Annotated in this window: 15 protein-coding genes and 1 riboswitch; of the genes, 3 read left to right on the top strand and 12 right to left on the bottom strand. The window is 47.5% G+C overall.

Translation table 11 applies throughout. The features are described from left to right. Positions 1 to 62 precede the first annotated feature (62 nt). Positions 63 to 1,820, top strand: a complete 1,758-nt coding sequence (locus GCU48_RS13115) for an alpha-glycosidase (protein ID WP_152380283.1) — start codon at positions 63 to 65, stop codon at positions 1,818 to 1,820. 124 nt (positions 1,821 to 1,944) lie between these two features. On the opposite strand, the gene GCU48_RS26915 is transcribed toward GCU48_RS13115, so the two are convergent. The 5 genes from GCU48_RS26915 to GCU48_RS13095 form a co-directional block, all read right to left on the bottom strand. Next, on the bottom strand, positions 1,945 to 2,097 hold the full coding sequence (locus GCU48_RS26915) for a hypothetical protein (RefSeq protein ID WP_167518688.1): 153 nt from the start codon (positions 2,095 to 2,097) through the stop codon (positions 1,945 to 1,947). A 199-nt stretch (positions 2,098 to 2,296) separates the two neighbouring features. After that, entirely contained in the window at positions 2,297 to 3,448 is a 1,152-nt protein-coding gene (locus tag GCU48_RS13110; RefSeq protein WP_152380282.1) for a response regulator, read from the bottom strand. Positions 3,449 to 3,568: 120 nt separating this feature from the next. Continuing rightward, a complete protein-coding gene (locus GCU48_RS13105; protein WP_152380281.1) occupies positions 3,569 to 6,712 on the bottom strand; it encodes a hybrid sensor histidine kinase/response regulator in 3,144 nt (1,047 codons plus the stop codon). A 157-nt stretch (positions 6,713 to 6,869) separates the two neighbouring features. Then, positions 6,870 to 7,535, bottom strand: coding sequence for a methionine ABC transporter permease (locus tag GCU48_RS13100; protein ID WP_025718131.1), 666 nt, complete (start codon positions 7,533 to 7,535; stop codon positions 6,870 to 6,872). Then, on the bottom strand, positions 7,532 to 8,557 hold the full coding sequence (locus GCU48_RS13095) for a methionine ABC transporter ATP-binding protein (protein WP_152380280.1): 1,026 nt from the start codon (positions 8,555 to 8,557) through the stop codon (positions 7,532 to 7,534). The genes GCU48_RS13100 and GCU48_RS13095 overlap by 4 nt, the downstream gene beginning before the upstream one ends. Positions 8,558 to 8,832: 275 nt before the next feature. Between GCU48_RS13095 and pdaA the strand changes: the two genes are divergently transcribed. Then, positions 8,833 to 9,630, top strand: coding sequence for a delta-lactam-biosynthetic de-N-acetylase (gene pdaA / locus GCU48_RS13090; RefSeq protein ID WP_152380279.1), 798 nt, complete (start codon positions 8,833 to 8,835; stop codon positions 9,628 to 9,630). An 86-nt stretch (positions 9,631 to 9,716) separates the two neighbouring features. Here pdaA and GCU48_RS13085 read toward each other — a convergent pair whose 3' ends face one another. Next, positions 9,717 to 11,417 (bottom strand): glycoside hydrolase family 13 protein, encoded by a 1,701-nt coding sequence (locus GCU48_RS13085; RefSeq protein WP_152380278.1) that lies wholly within the window; start codon positions 11,415 to 11,417, stop codon positions 9,717 to 9,719. Between the two features lie 197 nt (positions 11,418 to 11,614). Between GCU48_RS13085 and GCU48_RS13080 the strand changes: the two genes are divergently transcribed. Next, complete coding sequence (locus GCU48_RS13080; protein ID WP_152380277.1) at positions 11,615 to 12,706, top strand: hypothetical protein; 1,092 nt, start codon at positions 11,615 to 11,617, stop codon at positions 12,704 to 12,706. 155 nt (positions 12,707 to 12,861) lie between these two features. On the opposite strand, the gene GCU48_RS13075 is transcribed toward GCU48_RS13080, so the two are convergent. The 6 genes from GCU48_RS13075 to GCU48_RS13050 all read right to left on the bottom strand — a co-directional run bounded on the left by GCU48_RS13075 (position 12,862) and on the right by GCU48_RS13050 (position 20,311). Then, positions 12,862 to 13,650, bottom strand: coding sequence for an SDR family oxidoreductase (locus GCU48_RS13075; RefSeq protein ID WP_152380276.1), 789 nt, complete (start codon positions 13,648 to 13,650; stop codon positions 12,862 to 12,864). An 18-nt stretch (positions 13,651 to 13,668) separates the two neighbouring features. After that, positions 13,669 to 14,826 (bottom strand): SMP-30/gluconolactonase/LRE family protein, encoded by a 1,158-nt coding sequence (locus GCU48_RS13070; protein WP_152380275.1) that lies wholly within the window; start codon positions 14,824 to 14,826, stop codon positions 13,669 to 13,671. Positions 14,827 to 14,855: 29 nt separating this feature from the next. After that, positions 14,856 to 15,869 (bottom strand): zinc-dependent alcohol dehydrogenase family protein, encoded by a 1,014-nt coding sequence (locus GCU48_RS13065; protein ID WP_152380274.1) that lies wholly within the window; start codon positions 15,867 to 15,869, stop codon positions 14,856 to 14,858. Positions 15,870 to 16,269: 400 nt separating this feature from the next. Next, complete coding sequence (locus GCU48_RS13060; protein WP_152380273.1) at positions 16,270 to 17,316, bottom strand: EAL domain-containing protein; 1,047 nt, start codon at positions 17,314 to 17,316, stop codon at positions 16,270 to 16,272. A gap of 231 nt (positions 17,317 to 17,547) precedes the next feature. Then, entirely contained in the window at positions 17,548 to 19,650 is a 2,103-nt protein-coding gene (locus GCU48_RS13055; protein WP_152380272.1) for a bifunctional 2',3'-cyclic-nucleotide 2'-phosphodiesterase/3'-nucleotidase, read from the bottom strand. 226 nt (positions 19,651 to 19,876) lie between these two features. Next, positions 19,877 to 20,311, bottom strand: a complete 435-nt coding sequence (locus tag GCU48_RS13050) for a pyridoxamine 5'-phosphate oxidase family protein (protein ID WP_152380271.1) — start codon at positions 20,309 to 20,311, stop codon at positions 19,877 to 19,879. A gap of 270 nt (positions 20,312 to 20,581) precedes the next feature. After that, positions 20,582 to 20,691, top strand: a riboswitch (TPP riboswitch). Positions 20,692 to 20,769 lie beyond the last annotated feature (78 nt).

Genomic DNA, 20,769 nt, shown 5'->3' with positions numbered 1-20,769 from the left:
CCTTATACGACATACGCTATACGATTTCAAATTTTATTGCTCGTAAAAAAGGAGGCTATTCCATGCTACTGGAAGCGATATGCCATCACCCGAAGCGCAATTGGGCTTTTGGCTATGATCATGAAACGATATTTTTACGGCTTCGCACCAAGAAAAATGACCTGACCGCCGTGCACGCTCTGACTGTAGATAAGTACGACTGGGGACGTACCCGGCAGCTTGTTCCGATGTCCAAATTTGCCACCGACGGCAGGTTTGATTACTATGAATGCACTGTAAAGCCTACTCATCGCCGGCTGAAATATGGGTTTTTACTGGAAGATGGAGAGGAACGCCTTTGGATGAATGAGAACGACTTTACTACCGAGGAACCCCAAAATGCAGATAATCTGTTCCAATACCCGTTTTTGAATCCGATTGATATTCTGAAGCCTCCTGCATGGGTGAAGGAGGCCGTGTTTTACCAAATTTTCCCTGAACGCTTTGCGAACGGTGACCCCTCCATTAGCCCGCAGGGTGCAGAAGCATGGGGCGGCAAGCCGCGAAGAGACAATTTTTTCGGTGGCGATCTACAGGGCATTCTGGATCATCTGGATCACCTGAGCAAGCTGGGAATTAGCGCTCTGTATATGACTCCTGTCTTCAAGGCAACAACGAATCATAAATATGATACCGAGGATTATATGGAGGTTGATCCGCATTTCGGGGACAAGGAAATATTAAAAAAACTGGTGAATGCCTGCCATGACCGGGGGATCCGGGTACTGCTTGATGCAGTTTTCAACCATTCAGGACGTACCTTTAAGCCATTCGTTGATGTGCTGGAAAAGGGCGAAGCCTCACCCTACAAGGACTGGTTCCATATACATAGCTTCCCGTTGGAAGTAGTCGACGGCACACCAACCTACGATACATTCGGGCTGGAGCCGATGATGCCGAAGCTGAATACGGAGCATCCTGAGGTGAAAAAGTACCTGTTGGGCGTGGCCAAACATTGGATTGAGGAGATCGGCATTGACGGCTGGCGGCTGGATGTAGCTGATGAGGTGGATCACGCCTTCTGGCGAGAATTCCGTACGACAGTCAAGCAGGCCAAGCCGGATGCGTACATTTTGGGCGAAATGTGGAATGAATCGTCTGAATGGCTCCAGGGTGACCAGTTCGATGCGACAATGAATTATCCGTTCACCTATGCGGTGAATGATTTTTTCGTCAAAAAAGTGACCGATGCCCAAAGCTTCGCCTTTGCCATCGGACAGCAGCTGGCCCGCTATCCGCAGCAGGCATCCGAGGTGGCCTTCAACCTGTTGGATAGCCATGACACGCCACGCCTGCTGACGCTGTGCGGAGGTGACAAGCGGCTGATGCGGCTAGCCGCCATGTTCCAGTTCACGTATATGGGCGCGCCCTGCATTTATTACGGTGATGAGATCGGCCTGGATGGAGATGCCGATCCCGGCTGCCGCAAATGCATGGAGTGGGACACCGACAAGCAGGATCATGAGCTATTCGACTTTTATCGCGAGCTGATTGCGCTTCGCAAGGCGCATCCGGCCCTCCGCGATAAGGGAAGCCTTGCTTTTCTGGAGGCACAGCCGGAAAGCACATCCCTCGCTTACGCGCGCCGAAGCGAGGAAGAAGTGCTGCTTGTGCTACTCAATCGTTCCGATGAGGACCACGTATTTGAACTGGACATTCCCGAGCAGGAATGGCAATTAGCCTTCGGCGAAAGCCAGTGGTCCACAGGTGCAGAAGGCTTAAAAGCCAAGCTTCTACCCTATGGCTATGCCGTACTGAAGAAAGACATAATGCCTATGTAGGTTCATACTGGTGAGAGACTAAACAAACACGACAATTTAAGTGAAACCGCCGGGAACAGGTTAGGAAACCTGTCTATCCCGGTGTTTTTTTTGCGCCGACGATGAGGCTTTTACATAGGAAAGATTACTTGTTTTTAATATCCGTTCTGACGACCCCAACATCCGAAGCATTGATAGAAATAGGGTTGCCGCCTTGTCCTGTTTGAGCTGAAGATGATTGTCTGACGTCCACCGAGATTCTTTTATTCTTAAAGCCAGTTCGTCTCGTTCTTCCCAATCCAATGACCTCCTTCAATAAACGTAAATTTATATATGAATATGCCAGGGTAGGAGACTTGCATCAGCGAATAGCAGATTATAGAGAAAAAAGGCTAATTCAAACGCAAAAAGCGAGTATTTCCATCCATGCAAAAAACCGCTTCTAGGTGACCCCTTTGAAGCGGTTTTTTCTGCTCTACCTGAGCCAGTACAGCGGTCTACGCAGGTTGCGTTTGTGTTTTCAACTGTATATATAGCTGGTGCGTCACCTGTTGAGGTTCAATGCCCAGCTCATCTTCCAATAGGCTGACGAAGCTTTCATAGTGCTTTTGTGCAGCAGTATAATCGCCCAACTGGGCATAGGCTGTCAGCAGCAGTCCGCAGATATCGTCTGAGTACGGCTCTCGTTGCTGGAGACTGATCAAGCGCTGGACAGATTTCCGGGTGCCGCCTGAGCGTAGCTCCTCTCTTGCCAGCTCAGAAGCACATGCCAGATACATATTGCGCAGCTTTTCCCTTTTCGCGTATGCCCATGGGTAATCGTGCTCCTCCAGATAGTTGCCACGGTACAGCTCCAGCAGGCTATCCATACGCGGCGTACCCCCGCTACCAGATGCGGCCCACTCGGATATTCCCCGCTCGAATAGCTCTACATCCGTAGCCCACCCATTGCGGTTCAAGCGGTAGCGATCCAGGTTGTATTCCAGCTTCGTATCCTGCATCCGTTCTTTCAACGCCTTGCGGATTTGGTAAATGGATGTGTGCAGGTGAACAACCGCCTTGTCCAAATGATATTCAGGCCACAGCGCATCCAGCAGCTGCTCCTTGCTAACCCAGTCTCCTTCATGGTGCAATAAAAAGGAAAACAGTTCCTGGGACTTTAATGTGCGCCATTTGAATGGCTTTGCTCCTACGGCTTCCTGACCATCCTCCAAAATTTCAAGCTTCTGAAAACACCGTACCTTCGGTGTCTGCTTTACTATGACCCCCGAAGTGGAAAAACGGGAATCTGCCAGCAAAGCAGCAATCCGGTCGATCGTTTTGGATAGCCGCCGGGCATGAACAGGCTTTAACAAATAATCCAGTGCTTGCAGCTCAAATGCTTCAATAGCATACTCCGAGTATGCGGTCACAAAAACGATATGAATATGAGAGTCCAACTGTTGAATCCACTCGGCAGCCTCCAGGCCGTTCATCTCCGGCATTCCGATATCTATAAAAACAATATCTACACGTTCTGCCGCCAGATGATCCAGTCCCGCTTGTGCAGACGTATATTTGCCCATTACCGTTAACCGTCCGTCCGCCTCCAGCAACCGTTCCAGGTAGGTCAATGCCGACCGCTCATCATCAATCAAAATCGCCTTCATCTATGTGTCCGTACTCCCTTCCTGCTGCCATCGTCCATACGATTGTAATTTCTTATATTTTATATATCGTTTCAATACGGATGTGATATTAGCTTTTCCGATACATGTACTATACTTTTTTTATTCATCGTCATGCCGAGGCAAGGTCGTTTCCGGTACACGAAAGCTTACCGTGGTCCCCCGCATGGGATTACTTTCAATTCGCAGCCCTTCTCCATACATATGGATAAGACGCCGATGGATATTTCTAAGCCCTACACTGGAGGATACATGTCCCTCCGACAGCAGTTGTTCCAGCCGCTCCGGCGGCATGCCTACACCGTCATCAGACACGCTAACCACAAAGTAGGCTCCATCCTGCTTAACAGCAACCTGCACGACTCCACCTGTTGCCCGTTGCATTACACCGTGGCGTATTGCATTTTCTACGATAGGCTGAATGCTTAATGGCGGGATAAGCGAGCGGGTATTCCTTCCCACTTCAATAGTTACCTGCAAACGTTCTTCAAAACGGGCTTTTTCCAGCGCCACATACGATTCCACCAATTCCAGTTCCTTGATAAGCGGAACTGTACTTTCCCTATTTTGAAAATCAAAGCTGCCACGTAAATACTGGCTCAGCTCCATGAGCAGCTCCGCTGCCTTGTCCGGGTCAACAGCCACGGTCGAGACAATGACATTCAGCGCATTGTACAGAAAATGCGGCTTGATTTGTGCCTGTAAAAAGGCCATTTCCGAGCGCACCGCTTCCTCCGCTGAATCGCGCATGTTCAACAGCGTGCGCACACGCGCCTTTAATTCCTCAGCATCAACTGGCTTGCGCAAAAAATCATTGGCGCCAGCCATAAAGCCTGCGCGGATATCGCCAGGCAGATCGCGTGCCGTGAGTAGCAATACCGGTAACTCGGACAGAGAATATCGTTCCCGTATCCGGCGGCACAGCTCAATACCGGACATTTTCGGCATCATCCAATCCGTAATAACCAGATCAAACCGGGACCGGCTATTCAGCATGTGAAGCGCCCCGTCGGCCTGGTCCACAGTCACCACGGTACAACCTATCGTATATAGCAGCTCCTCCAGCACCCGGAGATTAACCTTATCATCGTCTACAGCCAGCACTCTGTAAGAAGCAGGCTTAACAGGCTCCACCGCCTCCTCTTCAACCGGATTCACATCCTGACTCAGCGTTGCGCCAGACTGCAATATAACCGCAGTGGAATCATCTTTCCGGTCCTCATAGGCTAACGTACCCGTCTGCGCCAAAGGCAGTGTAAAATAAAAGGTTGAACCCTTCCCCAGTCTGGATTCTACCCACATTTGACCGCCATGCAGCTCCACCAGGCGGCGGGTGATGCCCAATCCAAGCCCGGTTCCACCAGACCCTTTATCATCAGCATTAGCCCCTCGGTTAAAAGGTTCAAATATATGTGCAAGATGCTCCTTGGCAATACCGGGGCCCGTATCCTTCACGCTGATTTCTATTACCCGGTACCCTACCTTGGCAGAGATATAGATCTGGCCCTCCTCCGTAAATTTCACCGCATTGCCCAGCAAATTGTACAGAATCTGATTCAGCCGATCCTCATCCGCATGAACCTTCGGCAATGAACGGGGCCATTCTTTTACGAATTTGAGCTTTTTCTTGTCCATCGTATGATCCAGCACTTCCAGTACAGAATCTACAGCAGCTTGTACATTTACAGGGCGACGATTTAAGGCCAGTCTTCCATTTTTTAAATTGGAAAAATCCAGAATATCATTAATCAAATAGGACAGTCTGCGCCCCACCTTGGCTATCAAGGTCAAGTTATGCTTTTGTGGCTCATTGAATTGTGCTCCGTAACGATCCAGCATGGATTGGGCAATATTGATAATCCCGTGTAAAGGAGTGCGCAGCTCATGTGATGTGTTCGCCAGGAATTCATCCTTCAACCCATCCAATGTCAGCAAACGCTGTGACAGGTTCTCGACCTCCAGAAATGAATGGACAAAACGTTTGGCCAGCAGCAGCGTTTGAGCCAGCACGAATATGAGCATTTCATAAGCTGTCACTCCGCGTACATCCCCCCAGCCCAGAATATACACAAAGCTGGTCACCACAATCATGAGTATGCTCATAATACTAATGACAACCAGTGCCGCATCATCCGTCCGTTGAAGAAGTCCACGAATCAAGATCAACAATACATATCCCACACTGAATACGCCAAAAAGAAGAATGAATGCCTCAAAGGAGGAGAGTACCAACGTAGGCAGCAGAAGCCCCATGCTGAGCATCAAGATTGTTGCCATAAAATATAGACGCTGCACCATCCGATTCATGACAATCTGTGTCGATTGATGAGCATACTGAATTAAAAAATAGTAAGACAGCGTTGAAGAAAACGATTGTATCTTTAATATCCACTCATAAGGCAAGTATGGCATTCCCCAGACCAGCAGCTTTTCTCCATGCGTCAAAATATAAAATAAAGCCGCGATACAAAAGCATCCCAAATAAAGCAATGCCTTTTCTTTTTTACGCAAAAAATACATCATGATAAAAAATACGGTAGGAATAAAAAATCCCGCTACCAGCACGGTGTCTTCTGCCATTGCTGCTTCCCGGCTATGCGTAATACTCTCGTAATCCCCAAATAACAATGGATAAATGATTCCACCAGAGGAATAGCTGTAATTCGCCACCTGCACGGTAATATCAGCCGAATGTCCATCTACCGCAGCAAAGCCTACATAGGGAGCGTTGCCCTGCCTACCTTTGTCGCTGGATATAGACGGAACACCGCTAGCTCCTACTTTTTTCCCGTCAATCCACACCTGACTGGCGCTGCGAATGTTTTGCATATAAATGCCGTACAGATTTTCTGCCTTTTCAGGCAGCAACACACGAATATGGTATGTTCCGTATCCGGTCGCCTGTCCTCCAGGCATCCACTGATTCCACTTACCAGGCACATTTACAATCTTGGCGGAAGATTCGGTTTCCAATCGCGATTCAGCAGGATTCTGATGAATTTCCCCATTCTTATCCCGCAAATCCTGAAAAGATGCAGGCTGTACCAACTGATTGGGGTAAAATTCCCATTCTCCACCCAGTTGTAGGGGGCCTTCCTTTTCAGGATTCCAATTGCGCAAATCCATAACACCATCGTGAGCTTTCCAATGACTGTTTTCGGATAGTACACCCGACACCAGCGGATAAATGGGCAACGCAACCGCAAGCAGAAGTATAATAAAAAATAAAACACCCTGTCTTTTCATAAATCCTCCGCTCTTTCTGTATAATCTAACTTGTTGTATCGGTTATTCTAAGCTGCTGTGTTAGAAACACTACCCACGCAAAAAGGGACGTTCGCCACAGATCGAAATCTGTGCGCACCGTCCCATGTATACATCCTTGTATATCAGTTATTTCTCATCAACTCCTGCGTGCTTTACGGGACAACAGATTCCCTAAAGACTGAACGCCTTGTACAAATAAGACCAGAACAACCACGGTAATCAGCATAACTAACGTATCAAACCGCTGGTAGCCGTAGGAGATGGCCAGATCACCAATTCCGCCGCCGCCGACCGCACCAGCCATTGCAGTAGCCCCAATTAAGCCAATGGTGGCTGTCGTTAACGATAAAATTAGAGAGCTGAACGCTTCGGGAAGCAAAAAGTAACGAATGACCTGAAAAGGGGTTGCTCCCATTGCATCTGCCGCCTCTAATATTCCCGGATTAACCTCCAGCAGCGAATTTTCAACCAGCCTGCCGATATAAGGTGAAATATATACAATCAAGGGGACAATCGCCGCGCTGGTTCCAATGGATGTATTCACAATCAAACGGGTTAGCGGAATGATCGCTACCAGCAAAATAATAAACGGTAAAGAACGAACAATGTTTATGATTGGATTCAAAATACCGTAAAGCCATTTGTTCTCTAAAATGCCACCCGGACGAGTGACGACCAGCAAAATACCGATAGGTATACCGATTAGCGCACCAATGAATAACGAAATGCTGACCATGAGCAAGGATTCATACAATGCTTCCCACAGCTGATCCCAGGTTATCGTAGTTCCTGTAATCATCATAGGGCCTTCACCTCCTCCTGAATATTGACCCCTTTGCTTTTGATAAAATCAACAGCCTGCTCGACGGCATGCTGTTCACCACGCAGTTGGATCGTCATATAGCCAATCGTCGTTTCTTGTATTTCCGTCATGTTGGCAAATAAAATATTCACATGAACATCATGCAGCCGAATCAATTCATGAACCACTGGTTCAGAAGCTGCCTGGCCGATAAATTCCAGTTTGTAAATCCGCTGTGACTCTTGCTGTTCGAACGTTTGCAGCACACTATCCGGTACCGTATCGTGAATAACTGTGCGTACAAAGCTTTGCGTCGTCGGATGCTGCGGCTGCCCGAATACCTCGAATACGTTGCCCTGCTCAATGATTTCACCCTTTTCCATTACGGCTACCTTGTTGCAAATCCGCTGAATCACCGACATCTCATGCGTGATGATCAGAATGGTGATCTTGTATTCCTTGTTGATTTTGCGAAGCAAATCAAGAATAGACTGCGTGGTCTGTGGATCAAGTGCCGAAGTCGCCTCATCACAGAGTAAAATAGACGGGTTGCTCGCCAGCGCCCGTGCAATCCCGACACGCTGCTTTTGACCGCCGGACAGTTCACTTGGATAGCTGTTTGCTTTGTCGGACAAGCCCGTGAACTCGAGCAGCTCCTTTACCCGCTGCTCAATCTCCCGTTTGTTGCGCTTGAGCAGCACCAGTGGTATTGCAATATTATCGAACACCGTTTTCGATTCCAGCAAATTAAAATGCTGAAAAATCATCCCGATCTTCTTCCTTATCTTTCGAAGCCCTGCGGTCGAATAGGTATTTAATAGCTCCCCCTCAACAAAAACTTCCCCGCTGGATACCTTCTCCAGACGATTGACCAGTCGAATCAGTGTACTTTTACCTGCACCGCTGAATCCAATAAAACCAAAAATATCCCCTTTATCCACTTTGATATTTATATTTTTTAACGCCTCTATGCTTAACCCTTTTCTTACATAGGTTTTGGATACATTTTTTAGTTCAATCATTGCTTTAGCTCCTTCCGTTCCTTCAAGTATGTAAGATACCACTGAGCTGTTTGCATCCGTTTGTCGTTAGTCCACTAAATCCGAGTATTCTAGTGAGTTTTATAAAGTATACTACTTCGATTTAATATTCATGTCAATATGTGTTTTTTGGTCGCAATGATTAAGCTTTAACTCTGAGGGCATTTTACGCATAAATAGTCATAGCATTGCAGACTCTATGGAATATGCCGAAGCATACACACCTTGCCCAAACAAGACGGAAGAGAGGAAGTTAAATGAAACGAATATTTGCCTTGTGGCTATGCGTTGCGGTTATAGGGATGTTAGCAGTTACGGGTGAATCCACACAAGCTGCTCAGACTGTTGACGGACAGCCTTATCATTTTGGGTTTAAGAAAAGTAAGGGAGGCGAGCTGCCCTCTATCGCACAAGAGGGCTTTATGCATCTGATTGAAAGACAGGGTGGCATCTTTCTGGGGGATACTACTAAAAAAGAATTATTTCTCACGTTCGATAACGGCTATGAGAATGGTTATACGCCCAAGGTGCTGGATGTTTTAAAGGCTAAGAAGGTTCCAGCCGCCTTCTTTGTAACCGGGCATTTTGTGAAGGACCAGCCCGCTCTGATGCGCCGCATGGCGAGTGAGGGTCATATTATCGGTAACCATTCATGGAGCCATCCTGATATGAGCACCATTTCTTCAGCAGAGATTCGGTCCGAGCTGGATCGGGTACGAAATGCATCGGCGGAGCTAACCGGACAGAAGGAAATGAAATACGTTCGGCCGCCTCGCGGCATATTCAGCGAAAAAGCATTGGCCTCCTGCCGAGAAGCGGGATATACGAGCGTATTTTGGTCTGTTGCTTATAAGGACTGGGATACAAATATCCAGCAGGGCGCAGATTATGCTTACCAACAAGTTATACGTCAGCTTCACCCCGGAGCGGTCATTCTGCTTCATTCTGTATCCAAGGACAACACCGAGGCGCTTGGTTCGATTATAGACGAAGCACGTAAGCAAGGGTACGAGTTCAAAAGCCTGGATGACCTCAAGGTTAAGCATTACCACTAAAGCTGCAACTGAATTTTGATGTGCAGTAAATGTAATAAAGCCCGATTTACACCTGCTTACAGCAGCCAGTGTGAAGCGGGCTTTTTTTATTGCAAGGTTAGCTTATACACTCTTGCCTCATAAGGGCGCAGCTTCAATTCATGCAGATTTTCCCCTTGTACCGGTTCATAGTTGGACAACAGCAGCTCCGCATTGGCAGTAGCATAGCCATCCTCCTCTGGCCAGCGGAACAACGGACCACGTTCAAAGAAATTCAAAATGACCAGCAAATGCTCCTGTCCCAGCATGCGGGTGAATACATACAGCTCTGTATCAAGTGGTAACAGCAGTTTGTACTCGCCATAAACAATAACCTCATGCTGTTTGCGCAAAGCAATCAGCTTACGATAGTAGTGAAAAATCGAATCCGGATTCCTTCTTTCCGCCTCCGCGTTGATGTGCGTATAGTTATCGTTGATTTTCATCCACGGCTCTCCGTCGGTAAAGCCGGCTGCATGACCATCATTCCACTGCATAGGAGTCCGCGCATTATCCCGACTTTTCCTCCAAATTGCAGCCATAATCTCTTCCTCAGGCTCACCTATCTTTCGTTGCTGCTCATAGTAATTTAGCGTCTCCACATCCCGGTAATCATCAATTGACGGGTATGCGATATTGGTCATGCCAATTTCCTCACCCTGATAAATATAAGGCGTGCCTTCGAGCATGTGTATGAAGGTTGCCAGCATTTTGGCTGATTCCACACGGTACTGCCCATCATTCCCAAATCGTGATAAGGCACGCGGTTGATCATGGTTGTTTAAATAATTGGCATTCCATCCTTCCGAATGAAGCACGGTCTGCCAACGGCTCATAATTTGTTTCAGCTCCACCAGTGTCCATGGCTTGAAATTCCATTTTTCAGTCCCTTGACCTTGGGCATCGACAAACATATGCTCAAACTGGAAAACCATATTCAGCTCATGCCGCTGGTCACCTACATAATCAAGCGCCTGCTCCGGACCCAGACCGGAGGTCTCACCGACAGTCATTAAGGGATAACGCATCAGCACTTTTTCATTTAGCATGCGCAAAAGGTCATGCACCTGCTCGAGATTGGAAAAGAGCTGATAGGCCCTCACTAATGTCCTTTTATCGGGATTATCAGCATCAGGCAGTCCCTCGGCTTTGACAATATGGGCGATAGCATCAAACCGGAAGCCATCAACTCCTTTTTTTAGCCACCATTCCACCATACGATAGAGTTCGCCTACCATCTCATCATTCTCCCAGTTCAAATCCGGCTGGTGCTCGGAATACAGGTGCATGTAATATTCGTCTGTAAGCTTGTCATATTTCCACACAGAACCGGAAAAATACGATTCCCAGTTGTTCGGATATCCGCCATTTTTGCCTGTTCGCCATATGTAGTAATCCCGCTTCGGATTATCCTTGGACGAGCGTGATTCCGTAAACCACGGATGCTCATCTGATGTGTGGTTTAATACCAGATCCATCATGATTTTGATGCCTCGCTCATGCGCCTTGTGCAAGAGTTCATCAAAGTCATCCATCGTTCCGAACTCATCCATAATGGCATAATAATCACTAATATCGTATCCGTTATCATGATTGGGCGACTTATACACAGGGCAAATCCAGATCACATCAATGCCCAGATCACACAGATAATCCAGTCTGGACAGAATACCTTGCAGATCGCCTTTTCCGTCTCCATCAGAATCCTGAAAGCTGATAGGATATATCTGATACACCACTGCTTCCTTCCACCATATCTTTTTAGGCATGTTTCCCTCCTGTAGCTTCTCTGTACATCCAATAGCTTATGCTGTTAACATACACGCAATACCAGCTGACGAATCGTATTTAGAGGAATAAGACAGCTTCAGGTTGTACACATTGACTCGGTTTTACCTATATATATGAAGCACCCATATATATGAACCAGAAGCGATGCCATTATTAAATCAAAGGAGGAATTCATGTGAATCATCGACCCAAGCAGCTCCAGGATCTGATTGTAGAGTCCGCTGTAATCCCGCCAAACATCCATGTGGATGTGGAGTCAGCCACCGAAGGGGGAAACCGCCGCCTGATGCTTAGCGATAACCCGGAGACACTTACCGACGTAACTGTACCTACTGAGCAAGCCACCCTGTGGCATGATGTAGTTCGTACCACCACCCGTACGGTCAAGCACCGCATTTTCGGCTGGCATTATAACAAAATCGGAGGCCCCGTTAAGCTAGGCATTACGGTAGAAAACAAAAGTAATGCTGTGCTGGAGGTACGTCATATGGAACGCGCTCTTGAGATTGCCCCTGAGGATGGCAACTGGATTATAGATGTCGGGCAATCCATTGCCAAAAGCTGTTTGGCGGGTGCGATGAAACGTCTGAAGCCAGTTGACCGTCATAAATTCGGCAGAGGCACCGCCCTGCTGGAAGAATTCAAGCTGCCCGAAGGATCGCTGGCTGGATTCACCTATGACTTCACAGTGGAATATGGCGAAGGCCACGGTACGCTGGACTACGTCATTCGCACCGTGGTCAGCAAGGACACGCAGGTCAACCTGCGTCAGATTCATGCGGATGCACTCCCGCCTGTACCCCCACCGCAGGCGCATCCACGAGGGGTGTGGTCCTTTTCCGAAACGAATGCACGGATGCCGGCGTACGTGGTAGGGCAAAGCGCCAACTATCGGGCGTGTGCCACCAAAAAACTGGACGGCAATCCCCCTGCCGATCTGCTGTTTACCGGGGCACGCAGCGAGCTGGGCCCTGCGCTGGATAACCGCGGACAATTCGGCACCATATACAACGCGACCATTCCCATCGTTAATGACAGTGACGAGGTACGTACCGTGCGGATTTATGCAAATCCGCGTGGAGGGGCATTTGCCGGGTCTGTACGCATAGGCAATCATGTATATGGTATCCCTCTGCTGCGAGATAATACCAAGGTATGCCGATTGGTTGATATCAGCGTCCCTCCCGGCAGGTCCAGCTATGTTGTCAGCTTCATGGTCGCAGGCAGTGCAACTACGCCGCTAGGTTTGTACGTTATTACACTATAGCTATACTCACGATGACTCCTTCGTCATTAGCGTAAAAAAAGCGCGAGTTCTAGGGTTATTTCCCCCTATAACTCGTGCTTTTTGGATTATGCTCGCCCATTTGAGCAGGTTATGGATAGTTGTTCTTTAGTTGCCCAAACACACTTAATACCGCTCTATTTGAACCGCTGGACCTGCCTCGAAGGCATAATGGTCAATTCCGGAATGTTGACATGCTCCGGCTGCTCCAGTGCATACAGGGCAGCTTCAGCAACATCATCGGGATGCAGCGGCAAAACGCTCGAAGCAAACGCCCGAATCTCCTGCTCGGGATATCCGGCCACCTGCGAAAATTCCGTCGCCACCGCCCCGGGGTGAATCGCAGTTACACGAATTCCTTGCGTACTGGTCTCCAAACGCAATGCGGAAGCTATGGCGCTAACGCCGTACTTGGTAGCGCTGTATAGTCCTCCTCCGGCAACCACTTCCTTCGCTGCAATAGAGGAGACAATGACAACATCCCCCTTGGCCTGTTCCCTCATTGGCTGAAGCCCATACTTCAGTGTCAGGACAAGACCGTGCACATTCGTCTTGTAAAGCTCCTCCCATCGTTCCAGGTCCACTTCTGCCAGTGGGCTTCGATACCCGAAGCCGGCATTGGCAACAATAATGTCAAGTCGCCCCCAGTGTTCAAGAATGGCATGGACCGCTTGCTGTACATCTTCAGCTTTTTGGATATCGGCTGGGATTGCCATGACCTCGTACAATTCCTCTTGGTGCAAGTCGCGAACCAATTCGTCCAATCGCTCCTGACGGCGTGCCAATACAGCTACATATGCGCCTCGCTTTGCCAGTTTTCTTGCAATCGATGCCCCAATGCCGCTGCTTGCGCCTGTTACCAAAGCCACTTTACCGGCTAGGCTTTCCTTCCCTTTCCAGGATAATTCCAACTCATCCAATATCATATTAAACCCTCCCCAAGCTTATTTGGTTAAAAGCACGCGATGAACACCCTGGCTGCCTCCAGGAGCTGTGCCTATATATAAATATCCGTCATGGTTTACAGCCGTAGTTACGCCATAAAGCGAGCCTTCAGGATCATGCCAACTTCCGATGAGTTTCCCCTGCGAATTAAGCTCCACAGCAAGCCCATGCTTCACAGGTGCGCTTGCACCGCTGAGCAGCGATTGAGGCAATTTGGCCATCATTCCAGCCAGCCACGGGCTTCCATGCATCTGATCTACAAAGGGAATACGTGTCGTGAAGAGACCGACCCAGAAATGGCCTTGATCATCACGCGTAATGTTATCCGGAAAACCAGCGAGATTATCCGCAAAAATATCCGAAGTCCCCTTCTTCGGCCCTTTGAGCCAGTATCTGGCCAATTGGTAGTGATACGACTCTGCCACAAGCACAAAATCTTCGTCCGCAGACAAGGCAACCCCGTTCGCAAAATAAAGGCCTTCCAACAGAACTGTCGTCTGCTTGGTCGCCGGATCATATTTCAGCAAACGTCCATGTGGCTTGTTCTCGGCGATTTCTTTGAAGGTCACTCTGCCATAATTGGAGGTGTCAGAAAAATAAATAGTGCCATCTTTCGCAATATCCAGCTCATTGGCCAAATAGATCGGTGTGCCGTCGACTTGATCGGCCAACACCGTCACGTTCCCGGAAGGATCTACAGACAGCAGCCCCTTCTGGACATCCGTAACGATCAGATTTCCACTAGCGTCAAACATAAGTCCATTGGGTGTTCCTTTGGTATCTGCATATAGTTGGGCCTTTTGCGGATTGCCCTTTCCATCAAAGGCAACCTTATAAATTTTCCCGTCGGAGTCTCCCGTATATAAATTACCTTCCTTGTCAAAGGTGATAAATTCCGGAAACTTAGGAGCATCTGTAACAAGCTCTGCGGAGCTGAGTTTATTATTTTGTTGCCATGGACCCGCTTTCTCAAAAGAGGGAGCCGAAGGTGCAATCCATTTTGCAGGCTGGACAGGGGAAGGGATGAGCATGAAAATAATCACTCCCAGAAGGATTACCGTCAGCAGCGATAATCCGGCTCTGCGTCCCCATTTACGCGGTTTCTTATTCTTTCTTTCTAGAGAATCTTTGATGGACAAATCAGGTTTACTGGGCATGAGTGCCTCCTATGTGATGTGGGTAATATTTATATTTGAACGACGATTTTACCGAAATACTGTTTTCCTTCAGCCAAAAGTGCAAAGGCTTCACCGATTCGGCTGAGCGGGAATACCCGGTCGATGACAGGATGTAGCTGATGGTGGGAAATGGCGCGATTCATGTTTTCGAAATGTTCCCTGTTACCGACTTGACTGCCACGAATCGTCGCAGCCTTTTGTAAAATGCTGGTGACATCGAACTCAGGAATGGTCAAGCCCGATAAGAATCCGACCATGCTCACAGTCCCTCCGGTACGAAGTGCATTGATGGATTGTGCCATTGTTGCCGCTCCCCCCACATCCAGGACATGGTCGACTCCGCCGCCTGTCAGCTCCAGAGCCGCTTTATCCCACTCGGGAACTTCCGAATAGTTGATTGTCTGCCATGCGCCGAGAGCTTTTGCCCGTTCCAGCTTGTCATTGCTGCTCGATGTAATAATTACCCGTGCTCCCGCCATCAGAGAGAATTGAAGCCCAAAGATGGAAACACCGCCTGTTCCTTGCAAGAGCACCGTATCCCCCGCTCGCAGCCCGCCGGATTCCATCAGCATGCTCCATGCGGTTAATGCCGCAATCGGCAAGGTGGAAGCCTCCTCCCAAGAAAGGTGATCCGGAATGGCGACGACCCCTTCTTCATGCAGAACGATATATTCAGCCGCCACTCCACTGAGCGGGCCGCCCAGACTGTCCTTTAATACCTCCGCTCTGGTGCTCCCGCCAATGAATTTCTGTTGTAAATTTCCCGCTACCCTTTGTCCAACCTGAAATTTTGTCACTCCTTCGCCCACAGCTACAATTTCACCCGCTCCATCGGATAACGGAATGAAGGGAAATTGAATGTCAATCGGCATTGCTCCGTTGAGAATTACCAAATCCCGGTAATTTATGGATGCTGCCCTAATGCGGATCAGAACCTCCAGCCGTCCCGGCACTGGTATGTCGATTTCCGTCAAGGTTAATTCTTCAAAGCCGAAACCTTTTTTCAGTTGCACTGCTTTCATTTTGGTTGTCCTCCCTGCAATGTTAAATTTTTTACCCATTATAGATACAGTGTATTATACAGAAAACAATGTTTCCTGTATAATACACTGTATCTATTTATCTTCAAAACGTCAATCTTTACTTTAAAAATAAAACGTGTCGTAAAACTGCCTCCGTTTTTTTTGCGTTCCTTACCAAGTAAAAATTGGAGGCTGGGTTGCTTTCGCTTGCCCATAGCTTGCTCAGGTAGACAAGCATGAACCAAAAAACGCGAGTTGCAGGGGTGGAATAACCTCTGCACTCGCGTTTTTACATTAATGGTGATATAAGTACTTCCAATACAGTTAAAATTTTGCTTATGAGACAAACCCATCTAAGCTCCACATTTTATAGACTACGTAGATTTAAACGTGCTTCTGACTACACTACTCTACTAAGTACAAAATTGGAGGGCGGGCAGGGTTCCGGCTTGCCAAACAAATAACCCTGAGCCAGAGACACACCTGCTTCACGACAAAACTCAAAATCCTCCATCTGCTCAACGCCTTCAGCCAGCACCAAGCCACCAAAGCGAGAAGCCGATTCCACTATCCCTGTAATCTGTCGCTTCTGGTCACTGCTACGATGACAGCCATTAATTAAACTGCGGTCAATTTTGACATAATCCGGCTGGAGACAATTCATAAGTTCTGTCGTGGAATAACCTGCCCCTACATCGTCAAGTGCCACTGAAACTCCCCGTGTGCGATATTTTTCAAATATTTGATGCAAAATACTCACGTCGTCAATTTCTTCCGTCTCTACGACCTCAAACACAAAATCCTCCGTATTCATGGACAACCGGTCAATCGTCTCAAAGGTATGATTCAAGCAGTAGACAGGATTATAAATGGTTGAAGGAAGAAAGTTAATAAACCGTTTAATCCCCGCAGGAAGACATGCTGCACTCTTTTCAATAGCGGAAATACGGGCCGAACGATCCAAATGAGCATGCAGGCCAGCTTCACGGGCAATTTCAAACAGTCGAAAAGGCTGAAAGGGCCGCTCCGAATGTGACGGACGCAGCAAAAACTCAAACCCGATAATGTTCAATTTGTGGTCAACAATAGGCTGCAGGTGGCTGGAAAAACTTTTGTCACAAATAATATTCACAATTTCCGGATGTTGGAGCCTGACTTGCAATTGGCTAAATAGAAGCCAGTCCTCATATCCTTCCACATGATACATCCCGGTCACCAAAGCCTCCATATGTAGCAGCCATTCATGGGGAAGACGAGCCAGTCCGTTAACCAGCTGCTCCAGCTCTGAACGACTGTTATACCGAAACACTCTGCCATTCTCACAGCATTTCTGCGATAGCATACCCAAGCCATCTAATGCTGGAATAAGCGACACCCTGGGATGCCTGATCTTCAGCAATCCTTGATCCTTAATAGGTAAGATGATGCTGCAACTGCTGCAAGTCATAATGGTCCTCCTCGGAACAATTTTCCGGTTTTTTCACCATTATATCACAAATAACTAGAGCAAAAGTACTACAAAATGCAGAAAAACAAGCTTGTAACCCCTCGAAATTTAGGACTTAAGTGTAGGTTCGGCAAAAAAATATTATTTTTTATAAAAATCAAAAAAGCAGCAAGTCTCTCGGATAGAGACTTGCTGCTTAGTTCTGTTAAGCTTTGGAGCCGGAAAGCAAACTTACTTGGAAGTCTTTGGCTTGGTTGTGTTAGCTGGCTTGGCAACTGCAGGCTTCGTTGTTTTAACCGCTGGCTTTGCTGTTGCTTTCGCAGGGACTACAGCTTCCTTAACAGGAGTCTCTGCTGCATTAGGCTTCGCACCAGCTTTTAAGCTGTATTTGGCAAAGCCGTCTGCTGCGCTGCTCAAGTATGCAATTTGTTGATTTCCAGCCAGCACATCCTTGGCATCAGGAGAGGACTCGAAGGTAACCTTTGCCTGACCGAAAGGAGCAATAGACCAATTGCCATCCGCTGACGGATTAATGGTTCCGTTCGTACGGATATAGTCAGTAATGACTTGACGGTTTTCATCCGGCGCTGCCATGACAATGCGTTTGCCATCCGGGTTCGCCAGTTTGGATGAGGAAGCACGGTAGTTATTGGTGGCTACGATAAATTTCTGTGCAGGATCAATTGCCTTCCCATTATATTGCAAGTCCTTAATACGATGAGCCGATGAATCAATAATAGTTCCCTTGGCATCGTAGCGTGCAGGCTGAGTTACATCAATTTGGTAAGTTACACCGTCAATGACATCAAAATTGTAGGTTGGGAAATCTTTGTTGATTAGCGCTTGTTCCTCTGTTTTGTTCGGATCAATGCGGTTAAACTGACCCGCAGACCACTCCAGCCATTCCTGAATTTCAGCACCGGTTACTTCTACGGCATGAACCGTATTCGGATACACATACAGATCGGACACGTTTTTAATCGCTATCGTACCTTCGGGAATGTTGGTGTAATACGAAGCACCGTTGCGACCACCGGCCTTGAATGGGGCGCCAGCCGACAATACGGGAAGATTTTCATATTCGGTCCCTTTAAGATGGCTTTGAACATACCATTTTTGTGCATTCGTCACAATCTGAATGGATGGGTCATCCTGCACCAATGCAAAATAACTGGTAATAGGTGCGGTGGTAGTTCCGACCGGCTGACGAACATAATCCAGCGTTCCTTTATGCTCATCCTTGATTGCATCTACCAACCTAAAATCTGGATTCGTCTGTACAGCTTGATTTTTGGCATTCACAACCGGACGTGCTTCAGACTGGGAATTCGTAACGGTCCACTCATTTTTTTCCTTTTCCAGACTCAGGTCGATAATGCCCAGCTCCTTGCCCCACGAGGAGGCTTCAACAGCCGGTACACCATTAATGGTTCCTTTATCCAGGTTTACCCCGCTCATCCCTTTAAAATCAGGGCCTGGGAAAGATTTATGTGCATGTCCAAACAGAATCGCGTTAATTCCATCCACCTGGCTCAAATATTTAACGGCATTCTCCATCATTGGTGTTTGCGGCACATCCTCATAACCTGTGTGTGCAAGCACGACAATAATATCGGCACCCTCCAATTTCATTTGAGGAATGAATTTTTTTGCCGTTTCCACAATATCCTTCGTAACAACCTTGCCTTGCAAATTAGCTTCATCCCACTGCATGATTTGAGGAGTTACCAAGCCGATTACACCCACTCGGAGCGTTTGCTGTTTACCCTTCTCATCCGTTACCGTTTTATCGAGAATCTTATAAGGAGTAAAATAATTTTTAGTATCTTGGCCCCCGTTGTCATAGTACACGTTCGCATTGACGTAAGGGAAATCGGCACCCTTGAGTGATTTCTCCAAAAAGTCGAGACCGTAGTTAAATTCGTGGTTCCCCACTGTAGCAGCATCGTAGCCCATCAAGTTCATCATCTTGTAGACAGGATGGACACCGCCTTTTTTCTCGAAGGTTTTGTTTCTGGCCATATAATCGCCCAACGGATTGCCTTGCAGCAAGTCGCCGTTATCAAACAACAGGCTGTTTCTCGCTTCACTACGTGCCTGCTGGATCAGTCCGGCTGTGTTAATCAAGCCATATTCGTTGGTTTCCTTGTCTGCATAATAATCGTAGTTCATCAACGTCGTGTGAATATCCGTCGTTTCCATAATTCGCAAATTCACTGTGGCTCTGTCCCGAGAATCATCGGCAGCCCAGGACGGAGCAGCTGTAAATACCAGCATACTGCAAGCTACAACCGCTGCAGTAAACCCTTTAAACCAATTTTTACGAAATAACAAAATATACCCCTCCTCATTAAGGTTTATGGCTCATATACATACTTTTGCACATATATGTAAGCTTTGAACCCACCATTCCTATTTTAATCCAACGCCAGACAAAAAAGTAGTCATTTGCTCAAAGTTATTTATAAAAAAATAATTATTTTTTTTCACAAATAAAAAACCAGCAAACCTCCTCCATAACTCGAAAGATTTGCTGGTTTTTTCAATTGAATATCTGCCGCTATTTCTCCCACACCTGCCGCTCGGTTTGCTGACCCACATACTCAATTCGAGTCGGATTCACGTCCAAAATGACATAATTCGGGTCATCCGGTCCGGAAAACCATTCCTTCAGGGAGTCATTCCACACTTGTTTGCGCAGTCCCTCATCTGCTGTGACCTGGACGGTAGCCTCTACTTCTACAACTTCCTTCGTGCCCCCCACCTCATAACCCAACAGCAGGTAAGCATTCGGATTGTCTTTTAGCTCATCCACCTTATGTGTTTTACGATTCGTTGCCAGATGGATGTTCATTCCATCGTTGAAGAGGGCCATATAGCGTACCTTCGGCTTACCGCCCTCCACTGTGCCCAACGAGCAAAATTTGTTGTTATCCAAAGCCTTCACAATGGCTTGTTCCAGTTGGCTGCGATCCAATGTTTCCGTTTTACCCATGGTACAACAACTCCTTTTCGTGAATTACAGTTCTGTACGGACATGTCATCCAGCACCAGCTTATCTGATCCTATCTGCGCAGCTGACCTGAAACTAGCATGACTCGCACAGCTCTGAATGGTTCATGTTCATTTTCAGAGCGAAGCTCACAATAAAAGTGTACCCTGTCGTTTGGCAAATGAACCGTCATCTCTTCCTCAATGCTGGACAGTCCAGCCTTCAAGGCATATAATCGTCGTATTAGACCCGAATAAATAAACCCATTAAACCATACAATGCCAGGGGTGCTGGAATCGGCCGGCTGAGAGTGTGTCCCAAGACACTGACCCTTACAACCTGATCTGGGTAATGCCAGCGTAGGAATGCTTAAGCTAAGATGTGCTTTTTTATATAGGCCATCCCTTACTTTGGTATATACAAGCGCAAGCGTCCCGGAACCTCGGGGCGCTTTTTTTGTT

This window comes from Paenibacillus brasilensis (assembly GCF_009363115.1).
In the GTDB taxonomy this organism is placed as follows: Bacteria; Bacillota; Bacilli; order Paenibacillales; family Paenibacillaceae; genus Paenibacillus; species Paenibacillus brasilensis.
The sequence above is the reverse complement of the archived record's forward strand: the minus strand, read 5'-3'. Positions and strand labels throughout refer to the sequence as shown.

Excerpts from the sequence above, each read along its gene's own strand:
- GCU48_RS13115 (WP_152380283.1), top strand. The coding sequence starts at position 63 with ATGCTACTGGAAGCGATATGCCATCACCCGAAGCGCAATTGGGCTTTT.
- GCU48_RS13110 (WP_152380282.1), bottom strand. The coding sequence starts at position 3,448 with ATGAAGGCGATTTTGATTGATGATGAGCGGTCGGCATTGACCTACCTG.
- GCU48_RS13105 (WP_152380281.1), bottom strand. The coding sequence starts at position 6,712 with ATGAAAAGACAGGGTGTTTTATTTTTTATTATACTTCTGCTTGCGGTT.
- GCU48_RS13100 (WP_025718131.1), bottom strand. The coding sequence starts at position 7,535 with ATGATGATTACAGGAACTACGATAACCTGGGATCAGCTGTGGGAAGCA.
- GCU48_RS13095 (WP_152380280.1), bottom strand. The coding sequence starts at position 8,557 with ATGATTGAACTAAAAAATGTATCCAAAACCTATGTAAGAAAAGGGTTA.
- pdaA (WP_152380279.1), top strand. The coding sequence starts at position 8,833 with ATGAAACGAATATTTGCCTTGTGGCTATGCGTTGCGGTTATAGGGATG.
- GCU48_RS13085 (WP_152380278.1), bottom strand. The coding sequence starts at position 11,417 with ATGCCTAAAAAGATATGGTGGAAGGAAGCAGTGGTGTATCAGATATAT.
- GCU48_RS13075 (WP_152380276.1), bottom strand. The coding sequence starts at position 13,650 with ATGATATTGGATGAGTTGGAATTATCCTGGAAAGGGAAGGAAAGCCTA.
- GCU48_RS13070 (WP_152380275.1), bottom strand. The coding sequence starts at position 14,826 with ATGCCCAGTAAACCTGATTTGTCCATCAAAGATTCTCTAGAAAGAAAG.
- GCU48_RS13065 (WP_152380274.1), bottom strand. The coding sequence starts at position 15,869 with ATGAAAGCAGTGCAACTGAAAAAAGGTTTCGGCTTTGAAGAATTAACC.
- GCU48_RS13060 (WP_152380273.1), bottom strand. The coding sequence starts at position 17,316 with ATGACTTGCAGCAGTTGCAGCATCATCTTACCTATTAAGGATCAAGGA.
- GCU48_RS13050 (WP_152380271.1), bottom strand. The coding sequence starts at position 20,311 with ATGGGTAAAACGGAAACATTGGATCGCAGCCAACTGGAACAAGCCATT.